The 21,302-nt window shown below is 67.5% G+C and carries 22 protein-coding genes; 10 read left to right on the top strand and 12 right to left on the bottom strand.

The window, feature by feature from the left end; genetic code table 11:
* Positions 1-112 precede the first annotated feature (112 nt).
* Complete coding sequence (locus tag ACP693_RS03610; RefSeq protein ID WP_135193997.1) at positions 113-754, top strand: TetR/AcrR family transcriptional regulator; 642 nt, start codon at positions 113-115, stop codon at positions 752-754.
* A gap of 66 nt (positions 755-820) precedes the next feature.
* Here ACP693_RS03610 and ACP693_RS03605 read toward each other — a convergent pair whose 3' ends face one another.
* From ACP693_RS03605 to ACP693_RS03595, 3 genes are read right to left on the bottom strand one after another with little or no spacing between them, the layout of a single operon-like run.
* Positions 821-1,402, bottom strand: coding sequence for a Smr/MutS family protein (locus tag ACP693_RS03605; protein ID WP_426018908.1), 582 nt, complete (start codon positions 1,400-1,402; stop codon positions 821-823).
* The gene (locus tag ACP693_RS03600) at positions 1,399-1,638 is read right to left on the bottom strand and encodes a helix-turn-helix domain-containing protein (protein ID WP_017504942.1); all 240 of its coding nucleotides are present in this window, start codon (positions 1,636-1,638) and stop codon (positions 1,399-1,401) included. Before ACP693_RS03600 ends, ACP693_RS03605 begins: the two co-directional genes overlap by 4 nt.
* 24 nt (positions 1,639-1,662) lie before the next feature.
* On the bottom strand, positions 1,663-2,277 hold the full coding sequence (locus ACP693_RS03595; protein WP_426018910.1) for a DUF2975 domain-containing protein: 615 nt from the start codon (positions 2,275-2,277) through the stop codon (positions 1,663-1,665).
* A 452-nt stretch (positions 2,278-2,729) separates the two neighbouring features.
* Here ACP693_RS03595 and rdgB point away from each other — a divergent pair, with 452 nt between their 5' ends.
* The gene (rdgB, locus tag ACP693_RS03590; protein ID WP_426018912.1) at positions 2,730-3,332 is read left to right on the top strand and encodes an RdgB/HAM1 family non-canonical purine NTP pyrophosphatase; all 603 of its coding nucleotides are present in this window, start codon (positions 2,730-2,732) and stop codon (positions 3,330-3,332) included.
* Entirely contained in the window at positions 3,325-4,485 is a 1,161-nt protein-coding gene (gene hemW, locus ACP693_RS03585; protein WP_426018914.1) for a radical SAM family heme chaperone HemW, read from the top strand. Before rdgB ends, hemW begins: the two co-directional genes overlap by 8 nt.
* Here the strand turns inward: hemW and ACP693_RS03580 are convergent.
* On the bottom strand, positions 4,482-6,107 hold the full coding sequence (locus ACP693_RS03580) for a GNAT family N-acetyltransferase (protein WP_426018916.1): 1,626 nt from the start codon (positions 6,105-6,107) through the stop codon (positions 4,482-4,484). The two genes, hemW and ACP693_RS03580, sit on opposite strands and share 4 nt — an antisense overlap.
* Positions 6,108-6,292: 185 nt before the next feature.
* Between ACP693_RS03580 and ACP693_RS03575 the strand changes: the two genes are divergently transcribed.
* Positions 6,293-6,790: a hypothetical protein gene (locus ACP693_RS03575; protein ID WP_426018918.1), complete on the top strand. Its 498-nt coding sequence runs from the start codon at positions 6,293-6,295 to the stop codon at positions 6,788-6,790.
* A gap of 142 nt (positions 6,791-6,932) precedes the next feature.
* Here the strand turns inward: ACP693_RS03575 and ACP693_RS03570 are convergent, their stop codons facing one another.
* A complete protein-coding gene (locus tag ACP693_RS03570) occupies positions 6,933-7,187 on the bottom strand; it encodes a GlsB/YeaQ/YmgE family stress response membrane protein (RefSeq protein WP_055754335.1) in 255 nt (84 codons plus the stop codon).
* 178 nt (positions 7,188-7,365) lie between these two features.
* Between ACP693_RS03570 and ACP693_RS03565 the strand changes: the two genes are divergently transcribed.
* The 3 genes from ACP693_RS03565 to ACP693_RS03555 all read left to right on the top strand — a co-directional run bounded on the left by ACP693_RS03565 (position 7,366) and on the right by ACP693_RS03555 (position 9,228).
* Entirely contained in the window at positions 7,366-7,752 is a 387-nt protein-coding gene (locus ACP693_RS03565; protein ID WP_425987083.1) for a helix-turn-helix domain-containing protein, read from the top strand.
* A gap of 47 nt (positions 7,753-7,799) precedes the next feature.
* On the top strand, positions 7,800-8,585 hold the full coding sequence (gene hisN, locus ACP693_RS03560; protein ID WP_426018920.1) for a histidinol-phosphatase: 786 nt from the start codon (positions 7,800-7,802) through the stop codon (positions 8,583-8,585).
* A 190-nt stretch (positions 8,586-8,775) separates the two neighbouring features.
* Positions 8,776-9,228, top strand: a complete 453-nt coding sequence (locus ACP693_RS03555; RefSeq protein ID WP_426018921.1) for a hypothetical protein — start codon at positions 8,776-8,778, stop codon at positions 9,226-9,228.
* 4 nt (positions 9,229-9,232) lie between these two features.
* On the opposite strand, the gene ACP693_RS03550 is transcribed toward ACP693_RS03555, so the two are convergent.
* From ACP693_RS03550 to ACP693_RS03540, 3 genes are all read right to left on the bottom strand, one after another.
* Positions 9,233-10,267: an alpha/beta fold hydrolase gene (locus ACP693_RS03550; RefSeq protein WP_426018923.1), complete on the bottom strand. Its 1,035-nt coding sequence runs from the start codon at positions 10,265-10,267 to the stop codon at positions 9,233-9,235.
* On the bottom strand, positions 10,264-11,187 hold the full coding sequence (locus tag ACP693_RS03545; protein WP_426018924.1) for a class I SAM-dependent methyltransferase: 924 nt from the start codon (positions 11,185-11,187) through the stop codon (positions 10,264-10,266). Before ACP693_RS03545 ends, ACP693_RS03550 begins: the two co-directional genes overlap by 4 nt.
* A gap of 101 nt (positions 11,188-11,288) precedes the next feature.
* Positions 11,289-12,095 (bottom strand): class I SAM-dependent methyltransferase, encoded by an 807-nt coding sequence (locus ACP693_RS03540; RefSeq protein ID WP_426018926.1) that lies wholly within the window; start codon positions 12,093-12,095, stop codon positions 11,289-11,291.
* Positions 12,096-12,366: 271 nt separating this feature from the next.
* On the opposite strand from ACP693_RS03540, the gene ACP693_RS03535 reads away from it, so the two are divergent.
* Positions 12,367-12,846: an Hsp20 family protein gene (locus ACP693_RS03535; RefSeq protein ID WP_426018927.1), complete on the top strand. Its 480-nt coding sequence runs from the start codon at positions 12,367-12,369 to the stop codon at positions 12,844-12,846.
* A 48-nt stretch (positions 12,847-12,894) separates the two neighbouring features.
* Here the strand turns inward: ACP693_RS03535 and ACP693_RS03530 are convergent, their stop codons facing one another.
* The gene (locus ACP693_RS03530; RefSeq protein WP_426018929.1) at positions 12,895-13,368 is read right to left on the bottom strand and encodes an RNA pyrophosphohydrolase; all 474 of its coding nucleotides are present in this window, start codon (positions 13,366-13,368) and stop codon (positions 12,895-12,897) included.
* Positions 13,368-14,558: a divergent polysaccharide deacetylase family protein gene (locus ACP693_RS03525; RefSeq protein ID WP_426019637.1), complete on the bottom strand. Its 1,191-nt coding sequence runs from the start codon at positions 14,556-14,558 to the stop codon at positions 13,368-13,370. The genes ACP693_RS03530 and ACP693_RS03525 overlap by 1 nt, the downstream gene beginning before the upstream one ends.
* A 191-nt stretch (positions 14,559-14,749) precedes the next feature.
* On the opposite strand from ACP693_RS03525, the gene ppc reads away from it, so the two are divergent.
* Positions 14,750-17,449, top strand: coding sequence for a phosphoenolpyruvate carboxylase (gene ppc / locus ACP693_RS03520; RefSeq protein WP_426018931.1), 2,700 nt, complete (start codon positions 14,750-14,752; stop codon positions 17,447-17,449).
* Here the strand turns inward: ppc and ACP693_RS03515 are convergent, their stop codons facing one another.
* Positions 17,450-18,415, bottom strand: a complete 966-nt coding sequence (locus tag ACP693_RS03515) for a magnesium and cobalt transport protein CorA (RefSeq protein ID WP_426018932.1) — start codon at positions 18,413-18,415, stop codon at positions 17,450-17,452.
* A 230-nt stretch (positions 18,416-18,645) separates the two neighbouring features.
* Between ACP693_RS03515 and ACP693_RS03510 the strand changes: the two genes are divergently transcribed.
* On the top strand, positions 18,646-18,933 hold the full coding sequence (locus ACP693_RS03510) for a UrcA family protein (RefSeq protein WP_425986537.1): 288 nt from the start codon (positions 18,646-18,648) through the stop codon (positions 18,931-18,933).
* 103 nt (positions 18,934-19,036) lie between these two features.
* Here ACP693_RS03510 and ACP693_RS03505 read toward each other — a convergent pair whose 3' ends face one another.
* Complete coding sequence (locus ACP693_RS03505; RefSeq protein WP_426018934.1) at positions 19,037-21,232, bottom strand: M3 family metallopeptidase; 2,196 nt, start codon at positions 21,230-21,232, stop codon at positions 19,037-19,039.
* Positions 21,233-21,302 lie beyond the last annotated feature (70 nt).

The following is a 21,302-nucleotide window of genomic DNA, read 5'->3' as shown; positions in this document are numbered from 1 at the left end:
CTTCGGAGCAGCAGCGCCCATCCGTCCCGCCCTCGGGCCGAGATATTCACCTGAAGTCGATGGCGGATGCTCCCCCTCATCCGCGACTTAAAGTAGAGTAAAAGCCTGATTTATGACTGATACTGTCGCAACCCTCGCCGTCGAACCCCGCCTGAACCGGCGCCAGGCCGCCAAGATCCGCACGCGACAAAAGGTTCTCGACGCCGCCCGCTCGCTCTTCGCCGAGCGCGGCTACGAGCCCGCCACCATCCGCGACATCGCCAAGGGCGCAGGCATGTCCACCGGCGCCGTCTTCGCCAACTTCCAGGACAAGGCCGAACTGTTCGAGGCCGTCTTGACCGAGGACATGACGCGTCTGGCCGAAGTGGTCGAGGCCGCCGCCCCCAAGGGCGAGCCCGTCCGCCAGCGTCTCGTCACCGCCCTCAGCGCCGGCTACCACTCGTCGCTGGACCAGTTGCCCCTGTTCCAGGCCATCGTCGCCCGGTCGTGGTTCCAGCCCCTCGCTGCCGAGATGCGCGCCCGCGCCGCAACCAAGAACCTGCTGCTCGCCATCGGCGGCATCCTGCAGGAGGCCGTGGCCAAGGGCGAACTGTCCAAGGACGCCGACAGCCGCCTGCTGGTCGAGCTGATCTGGGACGCCTATCTGTCGAACTATCGCCGCGCCGCCTATGACGAATGGGACGCGCAGGCCCTGTCGGACCATATGGGCAAGCAGATCGACGTGATCCTGGCCGGCGCAATCACCGCCAAATAAGTCGAAGAGAAGCCACTTTCGAAAAGGCCGGGTCCGCCAGCGCGGGCCCGGCCTTTTCCTTTGCCGTCAAAGACGCCTTTTCAAGGTGACGTAGAAGGCGCCGTTTCCGCCGTGCCGCTGGTGGGCGACGGTGAAGCCCGACACCACGCCGCGCAGCGCGGGCGACTGCATCCATTCCGCAAAGGCCGAGCGGATGACCCCGCCGCCCATCCGTCCCTGGCCGGTGATGACCAGCACCGCCCGCATCCCGCGCGCCTGGCACGAGGTCAAAAAGCCGCGAAGCTGATCCTCGGCCTCGAAGCGGCCGAAGCCGTGCAGGTCGATGCGCGCCTCGATGGGGTCGCGTTCGCGCGACAGCCGCTGCTTGCGACGCGGCTCCAGATCTTCGGGCGCAGGCTTGGGGCGTGGGGGCGAAGGGCGTTTTTCGACGGGGAGCGCGGCGGCGACGCGTTTCGGCGACGACTTGGCCAGCGGACGCGGGCGCTCCATCGGCGTGACGACGATCTCGGGCGGGGTCTCAGCGCCGGGAGTGACGCGGGCGGCCTTGCGCGTCTTGGGCGGGGCCACCGATCCGGCGACGCGGGTCCAGATGCGACGGTCTTCGGGCGTCAGTCCGTTTTCGTCGCGGCTCGGACCCTTTCGCCTCATGCCTCGCCGTCGTCCTCGATCGTGTCGCCCGGTCCCGGCTCGTGCGCCAGAAGATCGCCGGGCTGGCAGTCCAGTTCGCGGCACAGGGCGTCCAGGGTCGAGAACCGCACCGCGCGCGCCTTGCCCGTCTTCAGGATCGACAGGTTCGCCACCGTCACCCCGACCCGGTCGGCGAGTTCGGTCAACGACATGCGGCGTTCCACAAGGACGCGGTCGAGCTGGACGCGGATGGCCATGCGGAAAATCCTATTCGAAACGGCTCAGATCGTCAGTTCGGATTCGCGGCGCAGGCGCGCGCCCTCGCGGAACACCTCCGCCAGCACGAAGACGATCAGCACGGAAAAGATCGGGGTCAGCAGTTCGCCGAACCCCTGCGGGTCCATGACGCCGGGCGCCAGCCGCTTGGCGACGAAGCCTTGCGCCACCCAGACGCCGCCGGTCACGACCGCCAGGGTCAGGCCGATCTGGCGCAGGCGGCGCACATTGTCGGGCTGGAACGGATCGCCCATGGTCAGGGTGCGAATGATGCGGCGCAGACTGCGCAGGATCAGCATGAAGCCGCCGAAATAGGCCGTCGCGGCGCCCAGGCCGAACAGCAGCAGAGTGCGCGTCAGCGGTAGTTGCTTGCCGCCGGAATCCCCGCTGACGGTGATGTTCACATTATCCAGAGGGATGAAGATCGCCGCGATGACCAGCAGCAGCAGCAGGCCGGTGATCAGCCAAAGCAGGATATAGGCGACGTCCAGCACCAGCTTCAGCACGCTGGAGACCGAACCCGGCCCCATCGCCTTGAACGGAACACGCAGGGCGCTCAGCCCCTTCAGGGCGCTTGCCTCGCCTCGCTTCAGCGGATTTGGCGGCGTCGGCAGGCGCATGGTCTTTCTGATCTCAGGCCGGGGACGGCGGGGCGATGGCCACGCGGGGTCCGGCGAACCCGCGCGCGGCTCTATACATCGCGGTCTTCATACAGGTCGTCAAAGCTCTCTTGATCGAAAAAGGCTGGATCAGAAGCCTTGGAACAGAATGACGACCAGGGCGGTCGGCAGGGCGGCGATCAGAACGGTGCTGACAAAAGCAGCGCCGACCTTGTCGAGCCACATCGAGACGTTCATCGTGTGCATGGTATTTCTCCGTCTTTCCTGCTGGGCGATTATCGCCCTTTGCATTTGTTAATCGCATGATCGTTTCCGTTTTCGCGGAAGTCATGAACGTTGCGACCTCGTTCCTGACGATCAATAGATAGGCTGTGCGGAGGGAAAAGGCACGTTACATATCGTTTAACGATATTAAACTTTGGCAATAGACTGTTTCAGGGGCGTGATCGTCGATGAATCTCAAGCTTATCAAGGGGATGCGGCTCGTCGTCGCGACTCATAACCCCGGCAAGGTCCCGGAAATCTCGGCGCTGCTGGGCGGAAATTACGAGATCGTCACCGCAGGCCAGTTGAATCTGCCTGAGCCGGACGAGACCGAGACCACTTTCGCCGGCAACGCCATGCTGAAGGCTCGCCATGCAGCCCAGCTGTCGGGCGAGGTTTCGCTGGCCGACGATTCCGGCCTGTCCGTCGCGGCCCTGGACGGAGCGCCCGGCATCTTTTCCGCACGCTGGGCCGGACCGGGCAAGGATTTCGCCGTCGCCATGAAGAAGGTCGAGGACCGGCTGGAAGAGATCGGCGCGACCGACCGCGCCGCCTGGTTCACCTCGGCCCTGGCCGTCGCCTGGCCCGACGGCCCCTGCGTGGTGGTCGAGGGCGAAGTCCACGGCCAACTGACCTTCCCGCCGCGCGGCGACCGGGGCTTCGGCTACGACCCCCTCTTCATTCCAGACGGCGGCGACCTGACCCTCGGCGAGATGGAGCCGCAGGCCAAGGACGCCATCAGCCACCGCACCCGCGCCTTCGCCAAGCTGAAGGCCGCCCTGATTGACTGATCCCCGCGATCCAGGGACCGACATCGGCCTCTACGTCCACTGGCCGTATTGCGCGCGCATCTGCCCCTATTGCGACTTCAACGTCGTGCGCGACCGGGTGCGAGGCGAGGAGCAGGCCGGGCTGGTCGAGGCGATCCTAGCCGATCTGCGCGCCCAGAGGGTTCTGACCGGGCCGCGACGGCTGGCGTCGATCTTCTTCGGCGGGGGCACGCCGTCGCTGATGGCTCCCAAGGCCGTCGCCCGCATCGTGGCGGCGGCGCGCGACCTGTTCCCGCCCGCCGGCGAGATCGAGATCACGCTGGAGGCCAACCCCACCGATGCCGAGGCCGGCCGGTTCGCCGCCCTGGCCGACGCCGGGATCAATCGCCTGTCGATGGGGGTTCAGGCGCTGGACGACGCCGCCCTGCGCTTTCTGGGTCGCGACCATTCTGCGGCCGAGGCCCTGCGCGCGGTCGATCTGGCCCGCCGCGCCTTCGACCGCCTGTCCATCGACCTGATCTACGCCCGCCCGGACCAGACGCCGGACGACTGGGCCGCCGAACTCACCATGGCCCTGGCCCTGGGGTTCGAGCATGTCTCGCCGTACCAGCTGACCATCGAGCCCACGACCGCCTTCGGTCGGGCCTTTGCGCGCGGAACCCTGACGCCGCCGGACGAGGATCGCGCCGCCTCTCTTTATGAAACCACCCAGGCTGTGCTTTCGGCCGCCGGCTTCGACGCCTATGAGGTGTCCAACCACGCGAGCGGCCCGGCCGCCCGGTCGTCGCATAATCTGCATGTCTGGCGTGGCGGCGACTATCTGGGCCTCGGCCCCGGCGCCCACGGACGGCTGACCCTGGACGGCGTCAGGACCGCGACCGTCGCCCATCGCCGTATCGCCGACTATGTCGTGGGGGTATCGGCCGGCACGCCCTGGTCCGACCGCGACGCCCAGAGCCCCGCCGATGCGGCCGAGGACCGGTTCCTGCTGGCCCTTCGCACCACCGAGGGCGCGCCCGTGGGCCTGCTCTCGGCTCTGGACCTGTCGCCCGCGGGCGCGCCGGTGGCGGACCTGATCGCCGACGGGTTTCTGAGGCTGCAAGACGACCGGCTGATCGCCACCGCACGCGGCCGCCCGGTGCTGGACGGGGTTCTGAAGGCGCTGCTGACCTAGCCCTTCCTCAGACCCAGCATCCCTAGCCATCCGCCGCTGGTCAGAAGCGCCACGTCCAGCAGCGCCAGCGGCAGGGGCGTGGACACGGGGGCGGCGATGAAGCGTGAACGCCAGTCCGGCCCGAACTTACCCTTGTAACTGCGCAAGCCCTGGAAGCCGTAAAGCGCCCCACCTTCCTCGAACACCAGGGCGCCGACCCGCGCGAAGACCGGGGCGATCCGGCGATCCTCCAGGCCCGCCAGCGGCGCCATCCCCAGGTCGAAACTGGCCAGGCCCTCCGTCTTGGCCCACTGGGCGCAGCGGATGAACAGATAATCCATCACCCCGTGCGGCGCGTCAGGCCTGTGGCGCATAAGGTCCACCGCCGCCTCGTCCGGCGAGGTCAGAAGATTGGCGAAGGCCACGATCCGCCCGCCCTCTCGCACCACGGCCAGCGGCGTCAAATCCAGATAGGCGGCGTCGAACCGACCCATGGAGAAAGATTTCTCAGACCCCTCGTGCATGGCCAGCCAGGCGTCCGAAATCTCGCGCAGCTCGTCGGCGATGGGTCCGGCCGCGCCGGGCGGCAGCACCTCGAACGACGACCCTTCGCGCTCGGCGCGATTGACGGCCGTGCGCAGGTTCTGCTTGCCCTTGCCCTCGATGGAGAATTTGTCGGCCTCGATCACCGCGGTCTCGCCGACCTTGCGCACCGCCAGCCCCATGGTCGCCAGATCGCCCAGAATATCCTCGCTGACGGAATAGAAGACCGCAGCGCCGCCATAGCTGTCGGCCATCTCGGCGAAGGACCACAGCAGTTCACGACGCTCGCTCTTCAGGCCTGCCGGTTCGCCCATGGTGATCCAGCGTCGCCCGCGCACGCGATAGGCCAGGAAGCTGGATCCCGACGGACTGAACATCAGGGCCTTGTCGCCCAGCATGGCCAACCAGGCCTCGGGCGTGGCCGAGTCCGCCGCCTTGAGCGCCGCCGTCGCGCGTTCGATGTCGGCGGCGCTGGCCGGGCCGTGATTGTGTGCGCCCGGCGAACTCAGCAAGGAGCGCCCCGCCACGACCAGCGTCAGGATCGCCAGCACCAGCCCCGCGCGCAGGAAACCCGACGCCTGGCGATCGCTGAGGAAACGCCACCACAGCTCATCACTATAGGCCACGTCGCGATAGGCGAAGAAGCCTAGCCACAGCATGGCCGCCACAACCGCCGTCAGCAGCACCAGCCAGCTGGGCCGCAAAGGTTCGCTCAACCTCGACCGACGATTGAAGGCCGACCGGCAGGGCGCCAGCAGGGCCGCAACCAACACGAGATTGATCGCCTGCTGCCAATCCAGCCCCTTCAGTATGGAGAACACCGCCCCCATCGCCAGCACCAGCAGAGCCGCCCAATAGGCCCCCCGCCGACGCCGCCACAGCCCCGCTGACAACAACAGCAACAGGAAGCCGGCGATGCTGGCGACGAAGTGGGACAGATCGATCAGAATCGGAGACACCACCCCGGTCAGCCGACGCAGCCGGTCGTCGAACTCGGGCGTCACCGCCGTGACCAGCATCAAGGCCCCGGCCACGAAGGCCACGATGGCGAAGATCTGCGGCGTCAGCTCATAGGCCAGGCCCAGAAGACGGCGGATCAAACCTGAAGCGTGCTTGGGTCGGCTGGACAAGCGTGGCCTTTCGAATCGTGATTGCCCGAACATAGACCAAGAATCGTCCAACCGGGGCGCTCCCAAGGTCATTTCTGGGCAGGTGAAACAATCCGTAACGTGGGGAGTATATTGCGGTGCGGGCGTCGGGCCCGCGTAACCGGGGACGTTCTCCCATGACCATCAAGACCGCGCTTCTGGCCGGCGCTGCCGCCGCCTTCTTGACCGCCGCGCCGGCACTGGCGCAAGAAACCACGCCCGCTCCGGCTGCTGCGCCTGCCGCCGCTGCGTCCTCGCAGCAATCGCTCTCGCTCAACCCCGGCTCGACCGTGGCCGGTCCTGACGGCGAACTGGGCAAGCTGGAAGGCGTTCAGAACAATGCCGAAGGCAAACAGGAGCTCACCGTTCGCGGCGCAGACGGCCAGCTTCGCGCCGTGCCGCTGAGCGGCATCCGCCAGGAAGGCACCGGCGTCGTCGTGGCCTACACCAAGGCCGAGTTTGACGCCGCCGCTCCGATCCCGGGCGCACCGCCTGCTCCGGCTGCCGCCCCCGCACCGGCTCCGACTTCGGACCCGATGGCTGAGCCGACCACGGAATCGACCGATCCCGCCACGACCGAGCCAACTACCCCGGCGCCGGACGCCGCGACCCCGGCTCCGACCGAGCCGCAGTAAAACAGCCTTCCAAGGTTGAATGATGAAGGGCGGTCGGGTTTCCCGACCGCCCTTTCGTTTGTCTGCAATCAATCAATGAGATCGCGCAGCAAAAAGGGCGGCTCTTTCGAGCCGCCCTCTTCGTCTTCAGCCTATTGCCGGATCAAGCGCGACGCTTGACCAGTCCCAGCAGGAACAGCAGCAGGCAGGCGCCCAGGAACGCCACGATCAGGGTGACGAAGTTGAAGCCGCCGACCGGCGTGCCGAAGATGTTGTTGGAGATGAAGCCGCCGAGCAGAGCGCCGATGACGCCGACGATAAGATTCGTCAGCAGGCCGTGATTACGACCCATGACCTTTTCAGCCAGCCAACCGGCGACGATGCCGATGACAAGCCAACCAATGATTCCCAAACCCATGCTGTGGTTCCTTCCTTTAAAAGCCAAGCTGCAGCAGTAAATGCAGCTCGGGCCATACGGTTGCGTCGTCTCTTCACCTTCGCCGCAATATCGCCGAACTCGCCTCGGACGCGATCCGGCACGGTGATTGCCCCATCGACGTGTGTCGTCCCGCATCGGGACAGACGTTGAGACGAGGATCACGGCCATGGCCGCCGACATCGACCTGCATCTGGGCCGCCGCCTGCGTCGGCGCCGGCGTCTGTTGGGCCTGACCCAGCAACAGCTGGCCGTCCAGGTCGGCATCCGCTTCCAGCAGATCCAGAAGTACGAATGCGGCGCCAACCGCATCTCGGCCGCCCGCCTGTGGCAGTTGTCCGAGGCGCTGGAAACGCCGGTCGCCTATTTCTACGACGGTCTCGCCGAGGCGATGGAGAACGACGCGCCGCCGCCCAAGGGCGGCGAGGTCTTCTCGCGCAAGGAGACGCTGGACCTGATCCAGGCCTATTATCAGCTGGACGAACGCCCCCGTCGCCGCCTGCTGGACCTGGCCAAGTCGCTGCATACCGATGTGGCCCCGGCCTGAGACGCTGAGGGGCGCCCAAGCCGGCGAAAGCACGGTATGGGAGCCTCATGACCGAATACGAAGCCTTCGCCATCGAACTGGCGCGCGAAGCCGCGCGCGTCACCCTGCCCTTCTTCCGCTCGGACATCGGGCATGAGGACAAGGGCGGCGCCGCCGGCTTCGACCCGGTCACCGAGGCCGACAAACAGGCCGAGGCCGCCATCCGCCGCCTGATCGCCGCCCGCTATCCCGACCACGGCGTCATCGGCGAGGAATACGGCCAGGACCGGCCCGACGCCGAGCATGTCTGGGTGCTGGACCCCATCGACGGCACCCGCGCCTTCATCTCGGGCCTGCCGCTATGGACCACCCTGATCGCCCTGCGCCAGGAGGCGCGCCCCACGGTCGGCGTCATCGCCCAGCCCTATCTGGACGAGATCTTCATCGGCGGCCCGTCCGGCGCGCGGCTGCTGCGCGGCGAGACCCAGACGCCGCTCGCCGTGCGGTCATGCGAGAAACTGACCGAAGCCGTCATCTCGACCACCGACCCCGACATCTTCAACGGCGCCGAACTGGGCGCCTGGACCCAGGTCCGCGCCACCGCCCGGCTGGCCCGCCTAGGCTGCGACGCCTATGCCTATGCGATGGTGGCGGCGGGCAAGATGGACCTGGTCGCCGAGACCAGCCTGAAACCCTGGGACTGGTCCGCCCTGGTCCCCGTGATCGAGGCCGCAGGCGGCAAGGTCGTCAACTGGCGCGGCGCGGTGCCGGACGACAACGGCCAGATCCTCGCCGTCGGCGACGCCCGTTTGATTGATCAGGCCCTGGTGACCCTGAAACGCGCGGCGGTCTGAGTACCTCGACTGGTGCATATTGACGCAGGTCGAGAGACGGCGTCAGGGTGCTCGCAGTTAGGGAACGATCTTGATGCCTGGGCCGTCGAAACTGGTTGTGGGCGTCGACGTGCCTTGGGTCACGAGCTGGAGCGGCGAAGCAATTATAGGCGCTGCGCCATGCCGGACCGTCGGCGGATGCCTTGCCCTGATGCAGGCCAGCGATCCCGGCAGCGGTAAGCCGCAATATTCGAAGAACCACCTCGTCCGACAGCGTCTCACGGTCGCGCGCATGTTGTGCCCGATGTGCGGCGAACCGACCAAAGAGAGCGATCGCTGGACCCAGATCGCTGCACGGCGATGCGCCGGCCAGCTCAGGGCGCGCGGCGGCCAGGTTCGCGCCGACATCGCCGACGACCGGGTGATGATCGACGCCGGCTCGATCGCGCCCCTGCATCGCCGCTGCGTCGATCGCTCCATGAAATACTGCCCCCATCTGCGCGCCAGCGACGACGTGATGGTGATGCGGTTCCCGCGCGAGTGGCTGGTCCTGCCGCTGCTGGTCAAGGCGGAGACAGGCGACGGCGTTGCAGTGGCCTTTCTCCAGCTGTGCGGCATAACCCAGACGATCGATCGGCGCTGGCGCACCGAAACTGCGGCCTGAGACGTTAGCTGGCCGTCACGTCCACCGTCCGCGCCGACGGGTCAGTGACCGCATCCGCTGTCGGGGCGACCATGTCGGCCACGGCGTCGAACTCGTTCAGGAAGACGGCGCGCAGGTCGTCGGCCTCCATGATGACCTCGTGCTTGGCCCCAGCCACCTCGACATAGCGGCCGCGAGGGATGCGTTTGGCCGCCCAGCGGTTCGTCTGTTTCCACACCACGTCGTCGGCGTCGGCCTGGACGATGACGACCGGCGCCTTTACCGATTTCAACGCCTTGGGCTTGAGCGCCCGCTCGCCGGCGTCCAGCGCAAAGGCCAGCCAGCCGTAGGTCGGGCCGCCGATGGCCAGGTGCGGGCAGGCGTACAGCTGCTGGCGCCAGGTCTCGTATCGGCTCTCGTCCGAGGTCAGGGCGTCCTCGGCGAAGTTGTGGTCGAACGGATCGTCGGGATCGCCCAGGATGTAATCGCCCGCCTGGCCGTGGCGGATGTTCCAGCGCACCACCAGCTTGACCGACCACATCGAGCGCTTGCCGGTCTTGATGCGCAGCATGGGGCTGGACAGGACCGCGCCCGCGAACCGATCCTCGCCGCTTTCGAGGGTCAGCAGGTTCAGGCAGGCGCCCATCGAATGCCCCACCATGATCCAGGGCTTGGGGCACTGGTCCTCATAGGCGTTCAGCAGGCGGTTATAGTCGTCCAGAAACTCCTCGACCGCGCGGGCGTGACCCTTCAACCGGTCGGGCAGCAGGCGCGCCGACAGCCCCTGGCCTCGCCAGTCATGGCTCAGCACGCACCAGCCGCGCGCCAGGAAGTTGCCGATGACCTCGTAGTATTTCTCGATCGGCTCGGTGCGACCGGGGCTGAGCACCACCGTACCGCGCACCTTGTCCGCGCTCAGGTGCGACGGCTTCCACAAGCCGGCGCGCAGGCGCATTCCGCCCGCGCCGCGGAACCAGTCGCCCTTGCCGCCGGGGGGCGAGGCGGCGCCGGGAACCCCCATCAGGGGGGCGTTGGCGGCGAAGGCTTGGGCGCGGTTCACTCGGGCTTCCTGAACTTCAAGGTCATGCGATCGCTCTCGCCGATCGCCTCGTATTTGGATCGGTCGAAGGCGGGATCGGCGGGTTCCCCGCGCGGCGCCGTCAGGCGCGTGGGCGCAAGCGTATCGACGCCGAACGGATGGTCCTTGGTGTCTGCCTCATTGGCGTTGATCTCCGACGCCGCGACGAAGACGAAGCCCGCCTCGGCCGCCAACTGGCGCACGAAGGCCTCCTGGACATAGCCGTTGGCGGCGACCGGATCCTGATCCTCTTCCGGCGACAGCCGGTGCTGCTCGATCCCCAATATGCCGCCCGGCCGCAGCGCGGCGAAGGCGTCATAGAAGGCCTTTTCGACGATGCCCGCCGCCATCCAGCCGTGCAGGGTGCGCATGAACAGGCACAGTTCCGCCGTCCCCGCTGCTGCGGTCACCGGGCCGGACTCCGCGCCGAACACCGTGAACTGCGGCTCGCCATACAGTTTCTTGTCGCTGGAAAACCGCGTGCGGAAGGCGGCGTTCAGCACGGCCTGGGCCGGATCGGCGGTCGGCCCTTCCGGGAACAAGGCGGCGACATAGGTTCCCGCCCCCTTGGCCAGATACGGGGCCAGGATTTCGGTGTACCAGCCGCTGCCGGGCCAGAATTCCACCACCGTCATCCGCGGCTGAAGGCCGAAGAACCGCAGGGTCTCCATCGGATGGCGGAAGGCGTCGCGCGCCTTGTCCTGGGCCGAGCGCCAGGATCCCTCGACCGCCCATTCCAGCGAACCTTCCGCCGGGCCGGCGGGCGTGGGCGGCGCCTCGGGCGCCTTTGCGGCCTCGTCCTTGCGTCCGCAAGCCGCCACGCCGGTCAAAGCCAGCGCCGCAGCGCCGCTCAGCAGGAACCGACGCGACAATCCGCCCGCGCTCGCAAGACAATCAGCCATTCAACACTCCCGCAGACATCGGGACCCGCGTCCGACACACCTTGGCGGATTGGGCTTAATGGGGTTCGCGGGCCCGGTCAAAACGCGAACCCCTATTCCGGCTATTCCGGCTTGCGGAACCGCAGGGTCATCCGGTCGCTCTCGCCGACGGCGTCGAAGGCGGCCCGTTCCTCGGGCGTCAGGGTGCGGCCCGACGGATCGTTGCGCGCCGCCGACTGGCGGATGGGCGGCAGGGTCCAGACGCCGAACGGATGGTCGTGATCGTCCTTGGGATTGGCGTTCAGCTCGCTGCGCGCCTCCAGCACGAAGCCGGCGTTGCGGGCCTCGTGGATCACATAGCTTTCCGGCACATAGCCGGTCGAGGCCACGTCGGCGACGTTCAGCCCCTCGGCGCTGCGGTGCTGTTCGACGGCCAGGACGCCGCCCGGCTTCAACGCCTTGAAGAAGGCCTGGAGATAGGGCTGGGTCCGGTCGTTCCGCGACCAGTTGTGGAAGGCGCGCGCCACCAGGATGAAGTCCGCGCTGCCCTCGGCCACGCCCATGTCTTCCAGCGGCCGGTTGACGGGCACATAGCGACCGCCGGTCGCCGCCGCATAGGGCTCCAGAATGTGCCGCCACCAGCTGGCGCCGCCCGGCTCGATCTCCACCACCGTCATGCCCGGCGTCAGGCCCCAGAAGGTCAGGGATTCGTAAGGGTGGCGATAGACGTCGCGCGCGCGGTCGGCGGCGGGCCGGGTCTCGGCGGCGACTGCGGCCTGCAAGGCCGTGTCCTCGGCGAAGGTCGGCAGGGCGCTGGACAGGGCCGAGCGCGGCGGCGTCCAGGCGCCTTCGGTCTGGGGCGACTGTTGGGCGACAGCAGGGACGGCGGACAGCAGGACGGCGGCAAGGCCGAAGACGGCAGGGCGCATGATCAGGGGCTCCGGGTTCAGGTCCTCCTCCATAGGCAGGCGCGGCGCCCGAGCAAATGACGTTCGCGAGACGCCGGCCAATTTGACGCAATCAAAATCCTCCACGCCGCGCCCTTGACGCGGTTTTGCAGGTCACCATCTCTTCTCCCGAGAGCGCCGATTTCGGGTTCTCCAGACTGACGACGCCGGTTTCGGGTCGTCGGACTGCATCCCTACCGTCCGGGCCAAACCGCCGGACGGCTCAACCTTGCTGATCCTCAGGAGGATGCTGATGCGTACCTATGATTTCACCCCGCTGTACCGTTCAGCCGTCGGCTTCGACCGTCTGGCCAATCTGCTGGAAAGCGCCTCGCGCACGACCAGCCAGGACACGGGCTATCCCCCCTACAATATCGAGACCACGGGCGAGAACGCCTATCGCATCGAGATCGCCGTCGCCGGCTTCGGCCCTGACGAGCTGAATATCGAGGTGAAGGAAAACCTGCTTACCGTGACCGGCCGCAAGACCGCCAACGACGATACCGCGACACAGAAGACCTATCTGCATCGCGGCCTGGCCGAGCGCGACTTCGAGCGCCGCTTCCAGCTGGCAGACTACGTCGTCGTCACCGACGCGAACCTGGTCAACGGCCTGCTGTCGATTTCGCTGAAGCGCGAACTGCCCGAGGCGCTGAAGCCCCGCCGCATCGAGATCGGCGCCGGCCAGCCCCTGATCGAAGGCAAGGCTGAAAACAAGGCCGAAGCGGCCTAAGCCGTTTCAAGGCGAACTCTGAAGGGCGGCGTTCGCGCCGCCCTTTTTCTATGCCAGATGCGAAAAGGCGGCGACGACCTGTTCATAGGCCGGCCGCTTGAACGGCACGATCAAATCGCAGGCGTCCGACAACGGGCCCCAGCGCCAGGCGTCGAACTCGACGTCGTCGTCGGCCGCCAGATCGATCTCGGCCTCGTCGCCGGTGAAGCGGAAGGCGAACCACTGCTGCTTCTGGCCCTTGAAGCCGCGCCAGGCCTTGGCGTTGTTCATGGCCTCGGGCGGAAAGTCGTACAGGACCCAGTCGTCGGTGCGCGCCAGCAGCTCGACCGAGGTCACGCCGGTTTCCTCGCGCAGTTCGCGCCGGGCGGCGTCTTCCAGATCCTCGCCCGCATCGACGCCCCCTTGCGGGAACTGCCAGTTATGCGGGCCGGGCGTGGCGTGGCGCTGGCCGTACCAGACCAGGCCGTCGCGATTGAACAGCACGACCCCGACATTGGGCCGATAGGCGTGGAGATCGGCCACTAGCGCCCCGGCCGCATCGACATGGACGAGGCGGGCGCCAGTTGCAGGCCGCGCTGTTCCAGACCGGCGGTCCAGCGGGCGGCGGCCTCGACCGTCACCGGATAGCTGAAGCCGGTCCCCAGGGCTGAGCCGCGCAGCTTGGCCTGGGCCTCCAGACCGTTCAGGGCGGCGATGATGGCGGCCGGCGACTGGATCCGGTCGATGACACGGTCCGCGCTGGCCCGCGCCCAGGCGCCTGGACGGCGCTGGAACGAGCCGTCGTCCAGGAAGGCGACGCCGCGCTGACGCAGGATCCCCAGGAAGGCGTTCATGCCCGTGTCCGAGCTTGAGAAGCGGTCGCCCAGATAGTTGGTCACGCCGAAATAGCCGGTGGCCCGGCCCAGCAGCCAGTCCATCTTGGCGCCGACGTCGTCCGCGCCGCCGTCTGCCAGCAGCGTATAGGGACCGGGATCGTTGTCGGGATAGCCGGTCGGCTCCATCGGCATTTCCAGCATGACCTCATGGCCCTGCGCCCGCGCCTGGTCGATCCAGGATTGCAGGTTATCGGCATAGGGCACGAAGCTGAGCGTCACTTCCGGCGGCAGGCGTTCGATGGCCGCGCGGGTCGTCACCGCATTCAAGCCGAGACCGCCGACGATCAGCGACACGCGCGGCTTGCCGTTCGGGCGGAAGGGTCGGGCATAGGCCTGGGCCGGGACGCGGCCGTCAGGCGCGATCACCGGCAGGACGCCATTCGGGCCCGGCTGCGACAGGCCCGCGATCGGCGCCTTGGCCAGGGGCGAGGCGGCATGGACCGGCGCGGTGTAGGCCGCACCGCCGCCCGAGACGCTGCCGCCGTCCGGCAGAGTGATCATGGCCTCGCCGCCCGTGGCGGCATCCCCGCCGCCTGCCAGGTTCTGATAAAGCCCCATCGCCCCCATGGAGAAGGCCTCGAAGCCGGTCGGCGCCGGCGCTTGCGGCGCGGGGGCTTCGCGCTCCAGCGCGACATGGGCCGAGGGCGTGCCGGCCTTGGGATCGCCCAGCACCGTCAGGAACAGGGCGCTGGTGCTCAGCAGGAACAGCCCGGCGAGGCCCGCCACGACCGGCGGCTTCTTCAGGGCGTTGATGACAGGCGTCAGGCTCGGGCCGTCCTTTGCACGCGGAGCGGCTCCGGCGGCGGCGGCGAGGGCGGATTGGCGTTTGGCGAACATGGGCAAGGACGGAACCGATCTGGAATCCTAGGCCCGCATCATCGCTCCGCGCCGGTTAAGAAACCCTAACGGCCGGTTCACCATGATCTCGGTGGGGATTTCTGGGGGCGGCTGTCACGGATCGTGCGTTGACGCGGGCGCATTCGCACTTCCAGATGCCGATCTCCCCGTGCCGACCAAGGATATTCTACATGATGAGCCCTGCCGCCGACGACGCCCTGCGCGACGAAGTCCGACTGCTGGGCGGGCTTCTGGGCGACATCATCCGCGACGAGGGCGGACAGGCCCTGTTCGACCACGTCGAGGCGGTGCGTCAGGCCTCCATCGCCTATCACCGCGACCCGGCCTCGCATCCCGCCAAACGTCTGGAGAAGCTGCTGACCGCCATGTCCGTGGATCAGGCGGCCGGGCTGGCGCACGGTTTCGCCCTGTTCTCCCTGCTGGCCAATATCGCCGAGGACCGCTCGACCCGCAGGCGGGCCCAGAGCCAGGCCGAGGCCGGCGCCCGGCCCGACACCCCCGAAGGCGCGCTGAAGCGGTTAGCCGATCAGGGCGTGGACCGCGAGGCCGTGCGCGCCCTGCTGGACCAGTCCCTGATCTCGCCCGTCCTGACCGCCCACCCGTCCGAGGTGCGCCGAAAGAGCGTCATCGACCGCATCGCCGCCATCACCGACCTGCTGGACGCCTGCGACAAGGCCGGCGACGCCTGCACGCTCGACGCTGTGTCAGAGCCGCTGCGCCGCCAGATCGTCATCCTGTGGGCCACACGCCTGGTCCGCACCCAGGGGCTGGTGGTGCAGGACGAGATCGACACCGTCGTCTCCTTCCTCGACCGCATCTTCCTGCACGTCGCCCCCAAGCAGCTGTCGGCCTGGCGTCGGCTGCTGGACGCGCCGGACCTCAAGCCCTTCATGCGGGTCGGCACCTGGGTCGGCGGCGACCGCGACGGAAATCCGAATGTGGACGCCACGGTCATGGCCGCCGCCTTCCGCACCCAGGCGCGGGCGGTGCTGACCTTCTATCTGGAGGAGGTCCACGCCCTGGGCGCCGAGCTCAGCCTCGCCGCCGAACTGGCCCAGGTGTCGCCTGAACTTCAGGCGCTGGCCGACGCCGCCCACGATCCCTCGCCCCACCGCGCGGACGAGCCGTATCGCCGCGCCCTGACCGGCGTCTACGCCCGTCTCGCCGCCACGCACCAGAAGCTGGGGGACGCCCCCGCCCCGCGTCGTCCAGCCGTCGAGGCCCAGCCCTATCCCGGTCCCGACGCCTTCGAGGCCGACCTGAAGACCCTGCACGACAGCCTGGTCTCGCACCATGGCGGCGTCTTCGTCGACGACCGGCTCAGCGACCTGATCACGGCGGTCGAGGTGTTCGGCTTCCACATGGCGACCCTGGACATGCGCCAGAACGCCGACGTCCACGAACGCGTCGTCGCCGACCTCCTCAAGGTCGCAGGCGTCCAGTCCGACTATCTGGCGCTGGACGAGGAGGGACGGCTGAAGGTGCTGGCCGAGGAACTGGCCTCGTCGCGCCTGCTGTTCAGCCCCTATGCCGACTACGAGCCGGAGACGCTGAAGGAGCGCGCCATCCTTCAGGCCGCCGCGGCCTCGCTCGCCGCCTTCGGACCCCAGGCCATCCGCACCCATATCGTGTCCAAGACCGATGCGGCCTCGGACCTGCTGGAGGTTTATCTGCTGCTCAAGGAGGTCGGTCTCTATCGCCCCGAAGACCCCGCCGCATGCCCGATCCAGGCCGCCCCCCTGTTCGAGACCATCGAAGATCTGCGCGCCGCCCGTCCGACCCTTGAGCGACTGCTTCAGGAACCGTCCGCCCTCGCCGTCGCCAAGGCGCGCGGGGTGCAGGAGGTGATGATCGGTTATTCAGACTCCAATAAGGACGGCTCCTACCTGACCTCGGGCTGGGAACTGCACGAGGCCTCGCGCGCCCTGGTCGAGGTGACGCAGAAACATGGCTTGAAGCTGCAGCTGTTCCATGGTCGCGGCGGCACGGTAGGGCGGGGCGGCGGCTCGTCCTTCGCCGGCGTGCTGGCCCAGCCGGAAGGCACGGTCCAGGGCCGCATCCGCACCACCGAACAGGGCGAGGTCATCGCCAACAAATACGGCGAGCCCGAGATCGCCCTGCGCAATCTGGACGCCCTGACCTGCGGCGCCATGCTGGCCTCGCTGGGCAAGGGGACGGATCACGCCTTCACCGCCGAGCACGGCGCCACCCTGTCGGACCTGTCGGCCCGTTCGATGGCCGCCTATCGCCAGTTGGTCTATGAGACCGACGGCTTCGTCGACTATTATCGCGCCGCCACCCCCATCGCCGAGATCGCCGACCTGAAGATCGGCTCGCGCCCGTCGTCGCGCACCGCCTCGACGCGGATCGAGGACCTGCGCGCCATTCCCTGGGTGTTCAGCTGGTCGCAGAGCCGGGTCATGCTGCCCGGCTGGTTCGGCTTCGGCTCGGCGGTGCAGGGCCAGGACATGGGCCAGCTGAAGGCGATGGCCGAGGCCTGGCCCTTCTTCAAGACCCTGGTCCAGAACATGGAGATGGTCATGGCCAAGTCCGACATGACCATCGCCCGCCGCTACGCCACCCTGGTCCCCGACGCCTCTCTGGCCTCACGCATCTATGGCGAGATCCGCGAGGAATGGCAGCGCACCCATGACGCCATCCTGGCGATCACCGGCCACGACGCCCTTCTGGGCGGCCAGCCCGAGCTGGACCGGCTGATCCGCCTGCGCATGCCCTATGTCGAGCCGCTGAACCACGTCCAGATCGAGCTGATCCGCCGCCGCCGCGCCGGCGACGACGACCCCCGCGTCCGCGAGGGCATCCTGCTGGCCATCAACGGCGTGGCGGCGGGATTGAGGAACAGCGGGTGACTACAGCCACTTCGTCCGCTTGAACGTCACGTACAGGGCCGCGCAAATGGCGGCGATGACGCCCAGGACCGAATAGTATCCGTATTCCCAGCGCAGTTCCGGCATGTGCTCGAAGTTCATGCCGTAGATGCCGGCGATGGCCGTCGGCACGGCCAGGATGGCGGCCCAGGCGGCCAGCTTGCGTGTGATCAGGCCCTGGCGTTGCTGCTCCAGCAGATTGGCGACCTCGAACACCGACGACAGGATGTCGTTCAGCCCGCCCAGCCGGCTGTTCACCCGCCGCACATGGTCGCTCACGTCCCTGAAATAGGGCCGCACGTCGGGGTCGATACAGGGCAGGTCCAGCGACTGCAGACGCCCCGCCACCTCCTCCATCGGCCCCAGGATGCGCCGGAACTTCAACAGTTCGCGGCGCAGGGTGAACAGGCGCCGAATCTCGACCCGCGACAGGAAGGCGTCCAGCGTGCGCTGCTCCATCTCCAGCACGCTGTCCTCGGCGTCGTCGACGATGGGAGCATAGGCGTCGACGATGAAGTCCAGAATGCCGTGCAGGACGAAGTCCGGCCCCTTCTTGAGCTGTAGCGGCGACGCCTCCAGCTGCGCCCGCAACAGATTGTGCGCCCGCGCCGAGCCGTGGCGGATGCTGACCACGTGGTCGTCGCCGACGAAGACGTGGGTCTCGCCATAGGCGATGCGATCGTCGATCTTCAGCGCCGTGCGGGCGACCACGAACAGTTCGCGGCCATAAACCTCGACCTTGGGCATCTGGTGCGCGGCCAGAGCGTCCTCGACCGCCAGCGGGTGCAGCTTGAACCGTTCGACCAGGACATCGATCTCGGCGTCCGTCGGATCGTACAGGCCCACCCAGACGAACTCTCCCGGTTCGAGCGCCAGCCCCTCGGGTGTCAACGGCGCCTCGCGCACGCGCTGGCCGTCGCGATAGACATAGGAGGCGACGACGGTCATAAAATCTCCAGCAGGCCGATGCCCAGCCCTGACTTAGAGGCTGAACGGCCCCAGTTGAAGCACCTGACGCACCCACGTGTTCGTCCAGGCGTCGATCCTGACCAAAATGTCATGACGTCGAATTATGAAAGCGCCGCCTTTCGGCCTCGGAAGCTTCGCCGTTTCGATCCGATCCAGCGTCACCTTTCCCTGCCCCGGACAACAAAGGGCGGAAAAATGGAACCAGGATCATGCTCGGACTCGCCTCTCTGACGACCGCCGCCTTCCTCGCCGCCGGCGCAATCTCCTCCGCTCCCATCGAAGCCCGCATCTCCTACGGGGACCTCGACCTGTCGAGCCGCGCCGGCGTGACAGAGTTCGACGCCCGCGTCCGACATGTCGCGCGAAATCTGTGCACCGGCCGCCTGCCCGTCGAACGCCTGAGCTGCATGGACAAGGTGCGAGACGAAGCCATGTCTCTCCTGCCCGAACGCGCCCGCACCGAATATGCGCGCGGTCGCGTCGCCTTCGAGGCCTGAAACGCAGGACGCCGCCGGACCGATGATCCGACGGCGTCCCATTTCACAAAGCCAAAGCCGCTTTCCGGGCCTCAAGTCGCCCAAAGGGCGGTAGTCCCTAGGATCAAGATACCGGGAAGCCCCGGACCTTCAGCAGAGCCGCCACGTCCGGGTCTCGACCGCGGAAGGCGCGATAGGCTTCCGCTCGGTCGGTGGTGTTGCCCGGCGCCAGCATGATCGACTTGAAGCGGCCGGCGATGTCCGGGTTGAACACGTCGCCCGACTCCTCGAAATAGGCCCAGGTGTCGGCGTCCATCGTCTCGGACCAGAGGTAGCTGTAGTAGCCCGCCGAATAGCCATCCGACGTGAATAGGTGGTTGAACTGCGGCAGGCGGTGCCGCATCACGATCTCCTTGGGCATGCCGATCCGCGCCAGGCTGGCCTTTTCGAAGGCGTCGATTTCGGTCGGCGGCGTGGCTTGCGTGTGCAGGTCCATGTCCACGATGGCCGAGGACAGATAGCTGACCGTCGCATAGCCCTGGTTGAAGGTGGCGGCGGCCTCGATCTTGTTCACCAGCGCCTGCGGCATGGCCGCGCCCGTCTGATAGTGTTTCAGATAGCCGTCCAGGATCGGGCGGCTCAGCACCCAGTGCTCGTGGACCTGCGACGGATATTCGACGAAGTCGCGCGGCGTATTGCCGAACGACGGATAGGTCACGTTCGACGAATAGTAGTGCAGGGTGTGGCCGAACTCGTGGAACAGGGTCTCGGCGTCATCCAGCGAGATCAGGACGGGCTCGCCCGGCTCGGGCTTGGTGAAGTTGTTGTTGTTCGAGCCCAGGATCACCTTGGAGCCGTCCAGCGTCGAGAATGACCGATAGGTGGTCATCCAGGCGCCCGAACGCTTGCCCGGACGGGCGTAGTCGTCGGTGTAGTACAGGCCGATCAACTTGCCGGTGGCCTTGTCGTGCAACTCATAGACCTCGACGTCCGGCTCGAAGGTCGGGACCGAACCCTTGGGAAGCTTGGTGAACTTGAAGCCGTACAGGCGCTCGGCCATGGCGAAGGAGCCGGCGCGCACCGCGTTCAGCTCGAAATAGGGCTTCAGCTGGTTCTGATCCAGGTCGTACTTGGCCTTACGGACCTTCTCGGCGAAGTAGAGGTAGTCCCAGGGCTCGATGTCGAAACCGGCGATCGCCTTCATGTCGGCGACCTCTTCGGCGACGCGGGCCTTGGCCGGCGCCCAGACGCGATCCATCAGGGCCTGAGCCGCCGCAGGCGTCTTGGCCATGGTGTCCTGCATGCGCAGTTCGGCATGGTTGCGGTAGCCCAGCAGCTTGGCGCGCTGGTCGCGCAGCTTGACGATCTCGGCGATGGTCGAGTTGGTGTCGTTGGCGTCGCCGTTGTCGCCGCGGTTGACGAACTTCTTCCAGACCTGTTCGCGCAGCGCCCGGTCGTCGGCGAAGGTCAGGAAGGGATCCACCGACGAACGCGTGTTCAGGATGGCCCAGCCCTGCAGGTTGCGGCTGCGGGCGGCGCCCGCAGCGGCGGCCTTGTTGGAATCGGGCAGGCCCGCCAGACCGGCTTCGTTCGGGATCAGGGTCCAGGCGTTCTCGTCGGCGACGACCTTCTGGCCGAAGCGGGTGAAGGCGTTGGACAGGGCGGTGTTGATCCGGCCCAACTCAGCCTTGCCGGCCGCGTCCAGATTGGCGCCCGAGCGGATGAAGGCGTCGCGGCGACGCTCGGCCAGACGTTTCTGCTGGGCGCTCAGGCCCGCCGCGTCGGCGGTGTCGGCGACGGTCTTGACCCGCAGGAACAGCTTCTCGTTGAAGGTGATCTCGTCCGAGGCGGCCGACAGGATCGGCGACAGTTCGGTATCGAGAGCGTCGAAGGCCTCGCCGCCGATGTTCGACGTCATGACGCCATAGATGTTGGACGCCCGATCCAGCGGCTCGGCGGCCAGTTCCAGCGCCGTCATGGTGTTGGCGAAGGTCGGGGCCTCGGGGTTGTTGGCGATGGCGGCGATGTCTGCGCGTTGCAGTTCGATGCCTTCCAGCATGGCTTCGCGCAGCTTGGCCGGCGTCACCTTGTCGAACGGCGGCACGCCGTCATAGGAGCCGGTCCACGGCTGAAGCAGCTCCGCACGCGGCGTCTGGGTCGGCAGGACGGCGCGGGCGATGCGCGCTTCCTCGACCAGGCTGGCGGCCGACGGGGCGGCTGCGGACCCGCCCGACGCGACGCCGGTGGAGGCCCCCGTCGAGGCGCAGGCCGACAGGGCCATCAGGCTGCCGCCCGCGATGAGAAGCTGGCGTCTATGCATGGAATGCTCCGAAAGAAGATCATGATTGCCCACACACTTAGGCGCACCGGACGGCCCCGTCACCTGACGG

Origin of the sequence: Brevundimonas sp. TWP1-3 (assembly GCF_049896085.1) — a bacterium.
In the GTDB taxonomy this organism is placed as follows: Bacteria; Pseudomonadota; Alphaproteobacteria; order Caulobacterales; family Caulobacteraceae; genus Brevundimonas.
The sequence above is the reverse complement of the archived record's forward strand: the minus strand, read 5'-3'. Positions and strand labels throughout refer to the sequence as shown.